The 12846-nt window shown below is 70.8% G+C and carries 12 protein-coding genes and 1 tRNA gene; 4 read left to right on the top strand and 9 right to left on the bottom strand.

Features of this window, described 5'->3' with window-relative positions:
* The first annotated feature begins 84 nt into the window (after positions 1–84).
* A tRNA-Thr gene (locus tag IE207_RS22010) sits at positions 85–158 on the top strand.
* Between the two features lie 85 nt (positions 159–243).
* On the opposite strand, the gene IE207_RS22005 is transcribed toward IE207_RS22010, so the two are convergent.
* From IE207_RS22005 to IE207_RS21975, 7 genes are all read right to left on the bottom strand, one after another.
* Positions 244–1146 (bottom strand): DMT family transporter, encoded by a 903-nt coding sequence (locus IE207_RS22005; RefSeq protein WP_190185996.1) that lies wholly within the window; start codon positions 1144–1146, stop codon positions 244–246.
* A complete protein-coding gene (dcsG, locus tag IE207_RS22000) occupies positions 1143–2075 on the bottom strand; it encodes a D-cycloserine synthetase (RefSeq protein ID WP_190185995.1) in 933 nt (310 codons plus the stop codon). The genes IE207_RS22005 and dcsG overlap by 4 nt, the downstream gene beginning before the upstream one ends.
* Before the next feature lie 42 nt (positions 2076–2117).
* Positions 2118–2864 carry an SDR family oxidoreductase gene (locus IE207_RS21995; protein ID WP_190185994.1) on the bottom strand — a complete coding sequence of 249 codons (747 nt, stop codon included), beginning with the start codon at positions 2862–2864 and terminating at the stop codon, positions 2118–2120.
* 28 nt (positions 2865–2892) lie between these two features.
* Complete coding sequence (gene metX, locus IE207_RS21990) at positions 2893–4062, bottom strand: homoserine O-acetyltransferase MetX (protein WP_190185993.1); 1170 nt, start codon at positions 4060–4062, stop codon at positions 2893–2895.
* Between the two features lie 57 nt (positions 4063–4119).
* Positions 4120–5097, bottom strand: coding sequence for a cysteine synthase A (gene cysK, locus IE207_RS21985; RefSeq protein WP_190185992.1), 978 nt, complete (start codon positions 5095–5097; stop codon positions 4120–4122).
* Positions 5098–5164: 67 nt separating this feature from the next.
* Positions 5165–5980, bottom strand: coding sequence for an arginase family protein (locus IE207_RS21980; protein WP_190185991.1), 816 nt, complete (start codon positions 5978–5980; stop codon positions 5165–5167).
* A 2-nt stretch (positions 5981–5982) separates the two neighbouring features.
* Positions 5983–6765, bottom strand: a complete 783-nt coding sequence (locus IE207_RS21975) for a YqcI/YcgG family protein (RefSeq protein ID WP_190185990.1) — start codon at positions 6763–6765, stop codon at positions 5983–5985.
* 291 nt (positions 6766–7056) lie between these two features.
* On the opposite strand from IE207_RS21975, the gene IE207_RS21970 reads away from it, so the two are divergent.
* Positions 7057–7998 carry a UbiA family prenyltransferase gene (locus IE207_RS21970; RefSeq protein WP_190185989.1) on the top strand — a complete coding sequence of 314 codons (942 nt, stop codon included), beginning with the start codon at positions 7057–7059 and terminating at the stop codon, positions 7996–7998.
* Between the two features lie 93 nt (positions 7999–8091).
* On the opposite strand, the gene IE207_RS21965 is transcribed toward IE207_RS21970, so the two are convergent.
* On the bottom strand, positions 8092–8790 hold the full coding sequence (locus IE207_RS21965) for a helix-turn-helix transcriptional regulator (RefSeq protein ID WP_190185988.1): 699 nt from the start codon (positions 8788–8790) through the stop codon (positions 8092–8094).
* A gap of 366 nt (positions 8791–9156) precedes the next feature.
* Between IE207_RS21965 and IE207_RS21960 the strand changes: the two genes are divergently transcribed.
* Both IE207_RS21960 and IE207_RS21955 read left to right on the top strand, forming a co-directional pair.
* Positions 9157–10413: a serine hydrolase domain-containing protein gene (locus tag IE207_RS21960; RefSeq protein ID WP_190185987.1), complete on the top strand. Its 1257-nt coding sequence runs from the start codon at positions 9157–9159 to the stop codon at positions 10411–10413.
* A gap of 22 nt (positions 10414–10435) precedes the next feature.
* Positions 10436–10912, top strand: coding sequence for a GNAT family N-acetyltransferase (locus IE207_RS21955; RefSeq protein WP_190185986.1), 477 nt, complete (start codon positions 10436–10438; stop codon positions 10910–10912).
* Positions 10913–10992: 80 nt separating this feature from the next.
* Here the strand turns inward: IE207_RS21955 and IE207_RS21950 are convergent, their stop codons facing one another.
* Positions 10993–12672: a bifunctional 3'-5' exonuclease/DNA polymerase gene (locus IE207_RS21950; RefSeq protein WP_190185985.1), complete on the bottom strand. Its 1680-nt coding sequence runs from the start codon at positions 12670–12672 to the stop codon at positions 10993–10995.
* Positions 12673–12846 lie beyond the last annotated feature (174 nt).

Raw genomic sequence — 12846 nt, 5'->3', positions numbered from 1 at the left:
CGGGGCACCCCGTTCAACCCTGTAGACTTGGCGCCGCTGCTGATGAGAGCACCTCTCCGGGGGAATTCTTGTCGATCCAGCGGTGCCGCCTTAGCTCAGTTGGCCAGAGCAACGCACTCGTAATGCGTAGGTCTCGGGTTCGAATCCCGAAGGCGGCTCTGTAGAAGCCCCAGGACTCACTCGCCGTGACCTGGGGCTTTTGCTATTTCCGGCGGGCGCCGGGTGGGGGCCCGTCGGTGGGGGTCAGGACGTGCGGGCGCGTTGGGTGGTGACGATGCAGGTGAGGACGATGGCGGCGGTCAGGGGGACGGCCCAGGTGATGTGTTCGCCGAGCAGGAGCACCGCCCAGACCAGCGTCAGCAGGGGCTGGGCGAGCTGGAGCTGGCTGGCGCGCGCCACGCCGATGAGGCCCATGCCCTTGTACCAGACGACGAAGCCGCCGAACTGCGAGATGCCCGCGATGTAGGCCATGCCGACCACGGCCTTGGCGGTGAGGTGGACGGGCTCGTGGGGGAGGGCCCACAGGGCCACGGCGAGGTTGACGGGAGCGGCGAGGACGACGCCCCAGGCGATGACGCGCCAGCCCGGCATGCGGGCGGAGAGCCGGCCGCCCTGGGCGTAGCCCGCCGCGCAGACCAGCAGGGCGCCGAAGAGGTAGAGGTCCGCGACGGTCGGCCGGCCGTGGTTCTGCGACAGCGTGTACACGATGACGGTCGCCGCTCCGACGCCGGCCGCGGCCCAGAAGACCTTCGAGGGGCTGCGCCGGGTGAGGACGGCGGAGAACACGGCCGTGGCCATGGGCAGGGCGCCGATCACGACGGCCGAGTTGGCGGTGGACGAGGTCTGCAGGGCGAGCGTGGTGAGGAGGGGGAAGCCGACCGCGCAGCCGCCCGCGACGACGGCGAGCGCGGGCCAGTCCCCGCGGGCCGGCAACGGCGCCCGGGTCAGCAGGAGTGCGGCGAACGCGAGGAGGGCGGCGAGCACCCCGCGGACGCCGATGGCGCTCCACGGCCCGAACCCGTCGAGCGCCCACATCGTCCCGGGGAAGCTGAAGGAGAAGCTGACCACTCCGAGCGCGGCGTAGAGGGTGCCGCTGGAGACCGTGGGCGTGGTGAGGGGGGCGAGGGAACCCTGTTGCGCGGTCATGACTGTCCGTTCTTGCGGTTGCGGGAGATTTCTTCGAGCCGTACTGCGATGACCTGCGCGAACCGTGTGGCCGAGGGTTCAGAGAACGGCATGCTGAACGAAGGTTCGCAAAGCTCCAGTTCCAGGACCAGGGGCTGTCCGTCGGCGTCGCGGATGAGGTCGACGCGGCCGTAGAGCAGCGGTTCGGCCAGTTCGAGGTGTGCGGCCGCGGCGTCCAGCGCGGCCGAGGCGACCGCGCGTTCGTCCTCGGCGGCGTCCCGCGCCGTGCGGGCCTCCTGGGTCGGTTCGTCGACGGTGCCGTCCGGCAGGAGCAGCGCGCGCTTGCGGATGGCGTGGCTGTAGACGCCGCCGAAGTGGATGAGGTCGGTTTCGCCGTGGTGGTCGACCGAGTCAAGGTAGGGCTGCAGGATGACGTGGCGGTCCTGGTCGAGCAGCTTGGCCACGTATGCGGCTGCCTCGGCCTGTGACGACCGGGGGAAGCGCTGCACGTCCTTGGAGTAGGCGCCGACGGTGGGCTTCACCACGATCTCCCGGGCCCCGTCGTGCCGGGCGAGGAAGGTGCGTACGGCCGCCGCCGCGTCCGCGCCGGGGGCCACGAATCCGCTCGGCACGACCGGTACGCCGGCCGCGGCCAGATCGGCCAGGTAGTGCTTGTCGAGGTTCCACCGCACCACCGGCAGCGGGTTGAACAGGTGCGTCACGTCGGTGACGTACTCGCACCATTCCAGGAACAGGTGCAGGCTCTCCACATAGCTCCAGGGAGAGCGCAGCAGGACGGCGTCGAAGCGGTCCCATTCGATGTCCGGATCCCGCCAGGAACATATCTCGGCTCTGATTCCCGCTGCTTGGCAGGCATCGAGCAGGAGCGGCATGTCGTAGTCAATGGCAATGCTGGTCTCGTCGGTGACCAATGCCAGATGGTTGCCCATCGGGTGAACTCCAATACGGGGGGGTGGGGGAGGGACTGGCGGCTACCAGGGGACGGTTTCTCCGCTGTGCGTGTAGGTGCCGGTGGGGCCGTCATCGCCGAGGAGCGCCATCGTGACGCTCGTCCTGGCTCCGTCCGTGACGTCGAGATCGCCCGCGCCGTCGTTCATCGCGGTCCGGGTGTAGCCCGGGTGCACGGCATTCACCTTGATCGGTGTTCCGCGCAGTTCATAGGCGAGGTGGACGGTCCAGGAATTGACCGCGCTCTTGGAGGCGCTGTAGGCGGGGAGCGATTTGAACATGGGGCTGTACGCGTACGACTGCGGGTCGCTGTGCGTGGTCAGCGAGCCGAGCAGGCTGGACACGTTGACGATGCGTCCGGCCGGGGACCTGCCGAGCAGCGGGAGGAAGGCCGTGGTCACTTCGACGACGCCGAACAGGTTGGTGTCGAAGGTCTCGCGCCACTGGCGCAGCGGTTGCTCGGACGGCTGTTTCCCGTACTCCTCGATCCGGATGCCCGCATTGTTGACCAGGATGTCGAGGCGGCCGTGGCTGCCCGCGACCTCCGAGGCGGCGGCCCGGATGCTGTCCGGGTCCGTGACGTCGAGTACCAGGGGGTCGGCGGCGAGGCCTTCGGCGCGCAGCTTTTCGGCGGATCCGGTGACCGCTCGGCGGTCGCGGCCCGCCAGCAGCACGCGCACGCCGGCGCCGGCGAGCTGACGGGCGGTCTCGAGGCCGATGCCCCGGTTGGCGCCGGTGACGAGGGCGATCCTGGGCTGGGGGTCGTGCATGCGGTTCTCCAGAAATGGGGACGGCGGGCTAGAGCAGGGTGAGGAATTTCGCCACGGGTGCGCCGAAACGGACGGTGTCGATGAGGAAGGCGTCATGGCCTTCGGGCGAATCCATCGCCACGAATTCGACGGCCGTTCCCCCGGCGCAGAGGCCGTCGGCGATCTGTTGCTGCTGGTGGAGCGGGAACAGGATGTCGGTTTCGACGCCGATGACCAGAGCTCTTTCGAGAGGGACACGGGAGAGGGCCTCGTCGGTGGTGGTGCCGCAGGACTCGCCGAGGTCGAACCGGTCCATGCAGCGGCTGAGGCAGAGGTAGCTGTTGGGGTCGAAACGGTGCGCGAAACGGCGCGCGTGTCGCTCCAGGTACTCCTCCACCTGGAATTCACGGCCGAAAGGCTCAAGGTCCGCCCGGCCCGCCCGGCCCGCCCGGCCCGCCCGGTCCGCGCGGTCCTCTTGTTCCTCTCGTTCCTCCGGCGCGATGCGCGCACGGCCGAACCGGATGTCCCATTCCCGGGCCGACCGGTACGTCAGCATCCCCAGCTTGCGCGCGGTGAACATGCCACGCTGCGGATAGTTCCCCTCGTCGTACCGGCCCTGGTTCCACTGGGGGTCGCACCGGATCGCCTCGCGCTGGAGCGAGCGGATCGCTATGGAGAACGGCAGCGCGCGCGCCGCGCCGCAGATGTTGATGTGGCCGCGGGCCAGGCCGGGGTGGCGGGCCAGCAGGGAAAGGGCGCTCATGCCGCCCATGGACGTACCGATCACGCATGCGAGCCTGTCGACGCCCAGGGCGCGCACCGTGTGGGCCGCGGCGTCGGCGATGTCCTCCATCGACAGTTCGGGGAAGCCGGGACCGTAGGGCCGGCCCGTGCCGGGATCGACGGAGGCGGGTCCGGTGGATCCCTTGCAACTGCCCAGGGAGTTGAGGCAGATCACGTACCAGCGATCGGTGTCGACGGGCTTTCCGGGCCCGACCATCGCCTCCCACCAGCCGGGGCCGGTGTCCGCCGGGTGGGAGGCGGCGTGGGCGTCGGGCGAGAGACCGGTGAGGATCAGGACCGCGTTGTCGCGCTCCGGCGACAGCCGTCCGACGGTCTCGTACGCGATGCGCGCGCCGGTCAGCGTGCCGCCCCGACGCATGGCGAATGCCGCGGGGAGGTCGACGAAACGGGCCGCGGGGGGGATGAATTCCCTCATGTGTCTGGTTCCTGCCAGGTGATGGTGTGCCGCGAGCGGGGGAGCCGGCCGCCGGGGTCAGGCCCCGCCGTCACCGCTCTCCAGCAAGGCGAGCCAGTCGTCGTCCGAGCCCTCGGGCATCCCTTCCATGAGGAACGTGGAGAGGTAGCGCTCACCGGTGTCGGGGAGCATGGCGAGGAGCACCGAACCCGCGGGCGCGGTCTCGGCGACGCGCAGCGCCGTCGCCAGGGTGGCGCCGGCCGAGATACCGGTGAAGATGCCTTCATCGGCTGCGAGCCTGCGCGCGGTGTCGCGCCCTTCCACCTCGTCGACGGTCACCAGTTCGTCGATGACGCTCGCGTCGAGCACGCCGGGTACGAAGTTCGGTGCCCAGCCCTGGATCCGGTGGACGTTCCATTCCTGGCCGGCGAGCACGGCGGCGTTGTCCGGCTCGGCGGCGACGATCCGCACCTGCGGGCGGGCCGCCTTCAGCATCTGCCCGACGCCGGTGAGGGTGCCGCTGGTGCCGAAGCCGGTGACGAAGTAGTCGAGGCGCTTGCCCGCGAAGTCGGCGAGGATCTCCGAGGCGGTGGTCTCGCGGTGGTACGCCGGGTTCGCCGGGTTGTCGAACTGGTTGGCGCGGAACCAGCCGTGCTTGTCGGCGAGTTCGTCCGCGATCTGGTTGCCGCCGCTGCTGCCCAGGTGGCCGGGGAAGAGGAGCACCTTGCCGCCGTAGGCCCGGATCAACTTGCGCCGCTCCGCCGAGTACGTGTCACCCATGACCGCGACGAACCGGTAGCCGCGGGCCGCGGCCACCATCGCGAGGGCGATCCCGACGTTCCCGGAGGTGCATTCGACGATGGTGTCGCCGGGCTTGAGCAGCCCCTTCGCCTCGGCGTCGAGGACGACGGAGAGCGCCAGGCGGTCCTTCACCGAGCCGCCGGGGTTGAACGACTCCACCTTCACGTACACCGTGGCGTGAGCGGGGGACATGCGGTTCAGCCTGACGATGGGGGTGCGGCCGATGGTGTCGAGGATGCTGTCGTGGAGGGGCATCGGGGGTTCTCCTTGGGCGGGCGGGGCCAGCGGTGCTGACGGTGGGTGTTCTCGGGCCGGGGGCCGGTCAGGCCGGGACGTTCTCGAAGGCGGGAGCGACCATCGCGAGGATCGTCTCGACCGCCTGGTCGCTGAGCTCGTCGTCCAGCGGGGCGTTGAACTCGGCGAGTTCGACCCCGCGGAGCTGCTGCGGCGGGATCGCGTCGAAGATGGCCCGGATCTGCTCGGGGAGCAGGCCGTCGGGCACCGTGTAGTCGGCCGGCACGTGTCCCGGTTCGAGTACGTCCCAGTCGATGTGCACCCATACCGGGGAGTCGCCGATCGCGTCCAGGATGGTCTCGGCCGTGGTCTGCGCCGGGGGGATGACCCGCACGCCGTGCTCCGCGATCAGCTCGCCCTCGGCTTCGTCGATGTCGCGTGCCCCGACCAGAACCGCCTTCGCGGGGTGCAGACCCGCGCCGTGGCCGCTGTCCCAGAGCCCGCACGCGCCGGCGAGGACCATGCCGCCCAGGTATCCGGTGCCGGTCGTCTCCGGTGTGTTGAAGTCGCCGTGGCCGTCGATGTAGAGCACCACGGCGTCCGGGTGTTCCCGGGCCACGACCGGCAGGGTGGCGAGGCTCGCCGAGCAGGTGTTGGAGATCATGACGGTCCGGTTGCCGTTCGCGATGCTGTCCGTCACGGCCCGGCGCAGGCCGGTCAGGGTCTCGCCGGCCTGCGGGAGGCTGACGGTCCAGTCGTCGTCTGCGGGCGGCGCGGGCTCGCCGACGAACCGGCCGGTGAGTCCGTAGCGGCTCTCCAGGGCCCGCGCGATGCGTGCGGCGCCCTCGATCATGCGGGGTTCCCGGTCGGCCACCCGGCCCTGGGAGACGATGAGATCGATCATTTTCAGGAATTCCTGTCCGTTTCGATTGCGGTCTGGGGCTGGAAAGGGCAAGCGCCGCTTCGTTCGGCGTTCTCGTCTATGAGTCCGTACTGGAACCATTCGAGTGCGCCGACACCGTACGAGCCCAGTTGCGGTGAGTGCCGCATTCCGTCGTAGCTGCGTATTCGCTTGCGTATGTTCGCTCGGACCTGCCGGCCGCTCGGGGTCTCGCCCGCAAATACGTCGAACCGTTCCCGCGGGTTGATGACGAGGGCGAAATGCCCGCCGAGGTTGCGGCTGCGTCGGTTGCGGTGGGCGGGACTGCTCATATTGCAGAACAACGGCATTCCGTTGAAGCACATGGACCACGATGCGGAATCCGGATCGTGCCCCACGTCCTCCGGCCACGGCGCGGCATCGAGGTGATGCAGTTCCTGTAGTACCTGCCAGCCGAAGGAGTGGTACTCCTCGACGGTGCGCGCGGTCACGGCCTGTGCCGAGAACATCACGACCAGCGGATACGCGGTGTCCAGTCGGCCGTCCCAGCCCCGGGACAGTTCGACGTACTCGGTGAGCGCGCCGGCCAGGTGCCGCATGCCGTCCCTGCCGGCGCTCTCCACGAAGACGAACCTCAGGAGCCCCTTCCGGAACGCGTTCCGGGAGAAGACGCACGGGAAGTCCGGATCGGCGAGGCGCGCGGCGACGTCCTCGAAGACGGCTCTGTGCCATCCCTCCCCGCATTCGAGGACTTGCGTCTGGGAGGTCAGTTTCGTGGTCTGTTGCGACCTGTCCACCTGAACATCCATTTCTACGGGGTCCCTGCCGTTTCGAATGAGGGGGTGAGAGGGTCGGCGCTCCTTTTCCGGACCGTTGCGCGAACTTGAGGAAAGTCGCGGAGGCGAAGATTCCGGTTGGGGCGCCATTCATGTCCCCGCCGCGGTGTCCGGATCGACTTCACCGGACCGCGGCGTTCCTCATCGTGCCCCACGAATTCCGGGCATCTCAATGCATTGCCACCAAGGGCTCAGTGGGGGTGTACACCGCGTACGCCGATGGTTGTATGGCGATGCGCCGGAGGTCATTCCTAGGCTGCGGCCGTGATCAATTCAGCTGGCTACCTGAGCGTTCCCGTGACGGCTCGCATTCCGGGTCTCCGATGGCATACCGCGGCAAATGCGGCCCGGTTGTGCTGGGCGGAAGCACGCCCTTCGGTACAGCTGGTCTTCCTGCTGCGGTTCGTGGTGGGGACGGTGTCGGCGGCCGGGCTGCCGCAGGTCACGGGCCGGACCGTGCTCGGCTTGGCGGCCTGGTGGTGCGCCGTGGCCTGCGCGTACCTGCTCAATGGCGTGACGGACGTCAGGGAGGACCGGGCGAACGGCTCCCGGCGGCCGATCGCGCGGGGTGATCTGCCGGTCCGCACTGCGGCGGCGGTCACGACCCTGCTGGCCGTTACCGCGCTGGTGCTCGGAGGGCTGGCCGGGTCCGGGGTGCTCGGGTGGGTGGTGGGCTTCCTATTGCTCGGCTGGGCGTACTCGGCCTCGCCGGTGCGGGCCAAGCAGTCGAGCGTGCTGTGCGCGGTGGTGGTGTTCGGCCTGGGCGCGACCTCGTACGCGGCCGGTGTCGCGGCGGCCGGGACCGGGTGGACCGCTACGGGCGGGGTGTTCGGCTGCGTGATGGCGGCCTGGATGGCCTTGGTCGGCTCCGTGGTCAAGGACCTGGGGGACGTCGGCGGGGACGCGGCCGGGGGGCGGCGTACGGTGGCGGTCGTCCACGGCGTGGTGGCGGCCCGGGCGTTGGCGGTGGCGGGTGCGGTGCTGGTCGGCGCGGCCGGGACGGCGGCGGCTGCCTTGTGGGCGCCGCTCGCGCTCGTGGGGGTGGTGCCGGTCGCGGTCGGGGCGGTGTGGGTCGTCGCCCGGGTGGTGCGCGATGCCCGGCGGGAGAGCGCCGACCGGACGCAACGGCGGGATGCCTACCGGGCGTTCATGGTCACGCAGTACGCCGCGAACCTGCTCGTACTGGCCGCCTTCGCCGCGGGGTGAGCGGCGGTGGGGTCCGGGTCCGCCGTGGCCGGGTCAGCCGTGGCCGGGGAACGCCTGGCCGGGTCCGCCGTGGCCGGGGAAGGCCTGGCCGGGTCAGCCGTGGCCGGGGAACGCCTTGTTGAGGGCCTGGACGCGGGAGCTGGCGCCGAGCTTGCGGTACGCGTTGTGGAGGTGCCGCTTCACGGTCGCCTCGCTGATCTCGAAGCGGCGGCCGATCAGACGGTTCGTCAGGCCCGCCCGCACCGCCTCCAGGATCTGCCGCTCCCGCAGGGTCAGCAGGTCGAGGGCTTGGGCGTCCGGGGCGTCCACCGTCGACCCCGGATCCGGCTCCGGCACTTCGGCCGCGGCCGGACGCTGGGCCTCCTCGTACCCCCGGATCCCCTGGTACAGGCGGCTCCCGGCAGCGGCCCGGAACGCGGTGCTCACGGTCTGCGTCGCCGCGTGCCGCTGCTCCGCCGGCACCAGCTCGACGGCCCCCGCGACCGCGACCTGCATCGCCTGCCAGAGCACCTCCGCCGCGCGCACCGACTCGGAGACCGGAACCTGCTGGACGACGCGGTGGGCCCCGAGGAGCCGGGAGTACTCCCGTACGCCGGGGGACTCCGCGTGCTCGCCGCCCTCAAGCGTCTGCGCGCATTCGGCCACGATGTTCTGCGCCTGGTGGCGGCACTGCCGCCAGATGTCCTCGCGGGACACCAGTGGGCTGCCGAGTCTTCCCAGTGCCGCCCGGTACGCCTCGATGACCTCGGGTGTGGCTGCACGGAGCTGCTGAGCAGCCGCCTGATGACCCACTGGTGTCTCCTTCCGGCCACGGAGCATCGCGGTCGCCCGGTCCCGGGCGACGCTCTCCGTGTGATGGCGTGGGCAAGCTAACATCCGAGCGGTGTACCCGAAAAGGAAGATCCAATTGGTGGGATCGGGGGTCACCGCACGTAGTCGTTGCTGGCTGCGGCCCCGGCGGCGAGCCGGCCGGACTTTCTGTGAACCCGCCCCGGAGCATGCCTGTTGAGCCTTGCCGGCCGGGCGTGCGACTGGACTTCTCCGCGGGCTCCGGGGCGGCCGTCGCAGGGCCGGGTGGCTGGTTCCGGTCGCCGCGTGGAGGGGGTCGGGCTAGGTTGGGTTGGTGGTGCTCGGGGGTCTCGTGGTAGGAGGCCTGGCATGACGAAACGGTGGCGCGGCGCGGCGGTCGGAACGGCCGCGGTGGGGCTCGTGGTGGTGCCGCTCGGCGTGAGCGCCGGCTACGCCTGGGACATGTCCGCCACCCCGGCGTCCGTGACGCGTACCGCGGTGCAGCCGTCGGCCACTGCGGAGCAGCCTTCGCCTCCGGCCTCCGACGAGTTCGCGCCGCTGACTCCAGCGGTCGCGCGGCAACTGGACGCAGCCATCCGGAAGGTGATGAAGGACGCCCATGTCCCCGGGGTGATCGTCTCCCTCTCGGCACCCGGCAAGGGCACCTACGAACGCTCCTTCGGCGTGGCCGACAAAGCCACCGGTGCGCCGATGACACCGAATCTGAACATGCGGATCGGCAGCGAGACCAAGACGTTCACGGTCACCGCCCTGCTCGAACTGGTCGACGCGGGCAAGGTCGGGCTCGACGACCCCATCGGCAAGTACGTGTCCGGCGTTCCCAACGGAGACCGGATCACCTTGCGCCAGCTCGCCGAGATGCGCAGCGGCCTCTTCAACTACTCCGAGGACCCGGGGTTCTTCAAGGCCCTGACCAGCAACCCGCGACGACCGTTCACTCCGCGGGAACTGCTGGCGTACTCCTTCAAACACCCCGTGATGTTCGCGCCGGGAGCCAAGTTCTACTACTGCAACACCAACCTGATCCTGCTCGGACTGGTGGTGGAGAAGGCCAGCGGGGACAAGCTGGCCGACTACATCCAGCACAACGTGATCGAACCCGCCGGGCTGCACCACACGCTCTTCCCCACCGGCGCGGAGTTCCCGAAGCCGCACGCCCAGGGCTACACGAACCAGACGGCCTCCGGCAAGACGCAGGACGCGGCGGACTGGAACCCTTCCTGGGGCTGGGCCGCCGGAGCGATGATCTCCGACCGCGACGACCTGCGGACATGGGCCAAGGTGCTGGCCACCGGCACCCTGCTGACGCCGGCGACCCAGGCCCAGCGGTTGAAGGTCCTGGACGCGGACAACATCCCGGACTCCGGCTACGGACTCGGCATCTTCAACGTCGAAGGCTGGATCGGGCACAACGGCTCCCTGCCCGGATACCAGTCCCTGACCGTCTACCTGCCCGGTCCGCAGGCCACCTTGGTGGTGCTGCTCAACACGGACATCACCTACCAGGGCTCGGAGCCCAGCACCCTGTTCGGGCAGGCGATCACCAAGACGGTGACTCCGAAGCACGTCTTCGACCTGCCCGCCCAGCCGGTGACCGGCCACTGACCCCTGCCGCACAATGGCCGGCATGGACGATCAGACGGCAGGTCAGCAGGAAGTGCGGCTGAGGGTGGCTGCGGAGACGGACGTCGAGGTGGCAGCCGAGCTGTTCCGCGGGTACCTCGACTTCTACGAGGTGAAGGTCGAGGACCCCGGTGCCCCGGGCGCATTCCTCGCCGAACGCATCCGGGGCGACGAGTCGCTCGTTCTGCTGGCCGACGTCCCCGGTCTTGGAACCGTCGGTTTCGCGCAGGTCTACCGGACCTTCGCCTCACTCCTGCTGCGGCCCATGTGGATCCTCAGCGACCTCTACGTCGCGCCCTCCGGTCGGCGCACCGGCGCCGGGCGGGCCCTGCTGCGCGAGGTCCTGCGCCGTGCGGCGGAGGCGGGAGTCGCAGGCGTCCAGCTGGAGACGGCCTACGACAACCAGGTCGCGCAGAACCTGTACGAGTCGGAGGGATTCGTGCGGGAGGGGTATCACATCTACTTCCGCGACCTCGGCTGAGAGGTGCCGCGGGCGGAGTCGAACGGCCGTGCAACGAGGCCTGTTTCACGTGAAACATCCGAACGGCCTTGTAGCGGGCATCACTTCGCGTCGGCGTAGCACTCCACGACGGCCGTGCTGAACGGGAACCGGACCGGGGTGTCGCCGAAGGTGATCCGGCCGGCCCGGTCGCCGGCGGCGCGGATGGCCTCCACGACGGCCTCGGCCTCCTCGGCCGGGCAGTGCACGATCACCTCGTCGTGCTGGAAGAAGACCAGCTCGGCGCGGAGCCCGGCGGCGGCGATGGCCTGCCGCAGGGCGGCGAGCATCAGTAGCGCCCAGTCGGCGGCGCTGCCCTGCACGACGAAGTTGCGGGTGAAGCGGCCGCGGGCGCGGGTGTCGGTCGAGGCGTAGCCCGGTGCCCAGCCGCCGTCCTCCCGGTCCTGCGGGATCCCGGCCTCGCCGTCCTCTTCGGCGGAGCCGGCGGGCGGCGGGCAGGTCCGGCCGAGCCAGGTACGCACCAGTCGGCCTTCCTCGCCCGCCTTGGCGGCGTCGTCCACGTAGGCCACGGCCCGGGGGAACCGGCGGCGCAGCGCGGCCAGGTTCTTGAGGCCGTCCCCGGAGGTCTGTCCGTAGACCGCGCCGAGCACGGCCAGTTTGGCCTTGTCCCGGTCGCCGGAGAAGCCGTGGCGGGAGATGGAGGTGTAAAGGTCCTCCGGGCGGCCGGCCACCTCCATGAAGGCCGGGTCACGGGAGATCGCGGCGAGCACCCGGGGTTCCATCTGGTCTGCGTCGGCGACGACGAGGCGCCAGCCGGGGTCGGCGACGACGGCCCGGCGGATCACCTTGGGGATCTGCAGGGCGCCTCCGCCGTTGGTCACCCAGCGGCCCGTCAGGGTGCCGCCGGGGATGAACTCGGGCCGGAAGCGGCCGTCATGGACCCAGTCGCCGAGCCAGGACCAGCCGTGGGCGGTGTAGATCCGGTACAGCTTCTTGAACTCGATGAGCGGGGCCACGGCAGGGTGGTCGAGACCCTGGATCTCCCAGCGCCGGGTGGACTTGAGCTTGATGCCGGCCTCGGCGAAGGCCTTGACGACATCGGCGGGCAGCTCGGGGTGCACGCGCCGGCCGAACGCGGTGGAGATCCGGTCGGCGAGCTCCGCGAGGCGGCGGGGCGCGCCGCCGCCCGCGTAGCGTTCGCCGAGCAGCTCGGTGAGCAGGGCCCGGTGTACGTCGGCCCGCCAGGGCAGCCCGGCCCGGTGCATCTCGGCGGCGACGAGGAACGCGGCGGACTCGGCGGCGGTGAGCAGACGGGTGCGGTCGGGGTGGGCGGTGGCGTCGTGCCGTTGCGCCTGGTCGGTGTGGATGGCGATGAGGGCGTCCAGCGGCACGGGGGAGGGACGCGGATCGAAGAGGGAGTCCTGCATGCCGGGGTCGGCGGCGCGCGCCGGCGGGTCGGGCGGGACCGGGAGCCCGCTCAGCCGGGCCCAGGCGGCCGCGGCCGAGCGGGGTTCGCCGAACCGGCCCTCGTGACGCAGGAGGAGGAGTTCGGCGTCCTCGACGTCGTAGCACCGCTCGACCCGCACTCCGGCGGCGAGGAGGCGGGGGTACACGGCGGCGGTCGACTGCCAGACCCAGCGGGTGCCGTCGGGGGCGGCGCGCACCGCCTCGGCAGGCTCCCGCACGCGCAGCGGCGCCGCTCCGGTGGGGGTCAGGGGGCCGGCATGCCACCAGCCGTCGCCGTCTTCGGCGAGGGCCCACCGGGGGGCGTGCGGGTTCATGGGGCGAGTGTCCCACCGGGGGGTGACAGGGGGCGGTGCGGGCGGTTGGTGCGGGTTGTCGGGTGCGGCGCCGTGGCGCGGGGCGGCCCCGGCTGCGCCGGGCTTCCTGGGGCTCCGCCCCAGGCCCCGCGCCTCAAACGCCGGCGGGGCTGGAGGGTGGCGCGGTGCGCGGTG

The organism is Streptomyces cirratus (assembly GCF_014650775.1).
Lineage (GTDB): Bacteria > Actinomycetota > Actinomycetes > Streptomycetales > Streptomycetaceae > Streptomyces > Streptomyces cirratus.
Note: the sequence above shows the minus strand (reverse complement) of the source record. Positions and strands in the feature narration are given on the sequence as shown.

Bases quoted from the DNA above. Each gene is read 5' to 3' on its own strand.
- IE207_RS22005 (WP_190185996.1), bottom strand. From the start codon at position 1,146: ATGACCGCGCAACAGGGTTCCCTCGCCCCCCTCACCACGCCCACGGTC.
- dcsG (WP_190185995.1), bottom strand. From the start codon at position 2,075: ATGGGCAACCATCTGGCATTGGTCACCGACGAGACCAGCATTGCCATT.
- IE207_RS21995 (WP_190185994.1), bottom strand. From the start codon at position 2,864: ATGCACGACCCCCAGCCCAGGATCGCCCTCGTCACCGGCGCCAACCGG.
- metX (WP_190185993.1), bottom strand. From the start codon at position 4,062: ATGAGGGAATTCATCCCCCCCGCGGCCCGTTTCGTCGACCTCCCCGCG.
- cysK (WP_190185992.1), bottom strand. From the start codon at position 5,097: ATGCCCCTCCACGACAGCATCCTCGACACCATCGGCCGCACCCCCATC.
- IE207_RS21980 (WP_190185991.1), bottom strand. From the start codon at position 5,980: ATGATCGATCTCATCGTCTCCCAGGGCCGGGTGGCCGACCGGGAACCC.
- IE207_RS21975 (WP_190185990.1), bottom strand. From the start codon at position 6,765: ATGGATGTTCAGGTGGACAGGTCGCAACAGACCACGAAACTGACCTCC.
- IE207_RS21960 (WP_190185987.1), top strand. From the start codon at position 9,157: ATGACGAAACGGTGGCGCGGCGCGGCGGTCGGAACGGCCGCGGTGGGG.
- IE207_RS21955 (WP_190185986.1), top strand. From the start codon at position 10,436: ATGGACGATCAGACGGCAGGTCAGCAGGAAGTGCGGCTGAGGGTGGCT.
- IE207_RS21950 (WP_190185985.1), bottom strand. From the start codon at position 12,672: ATGAACCCGCACGCCCCCCGGTGGGCCCTCGCCGAAGACGGCGACGGC.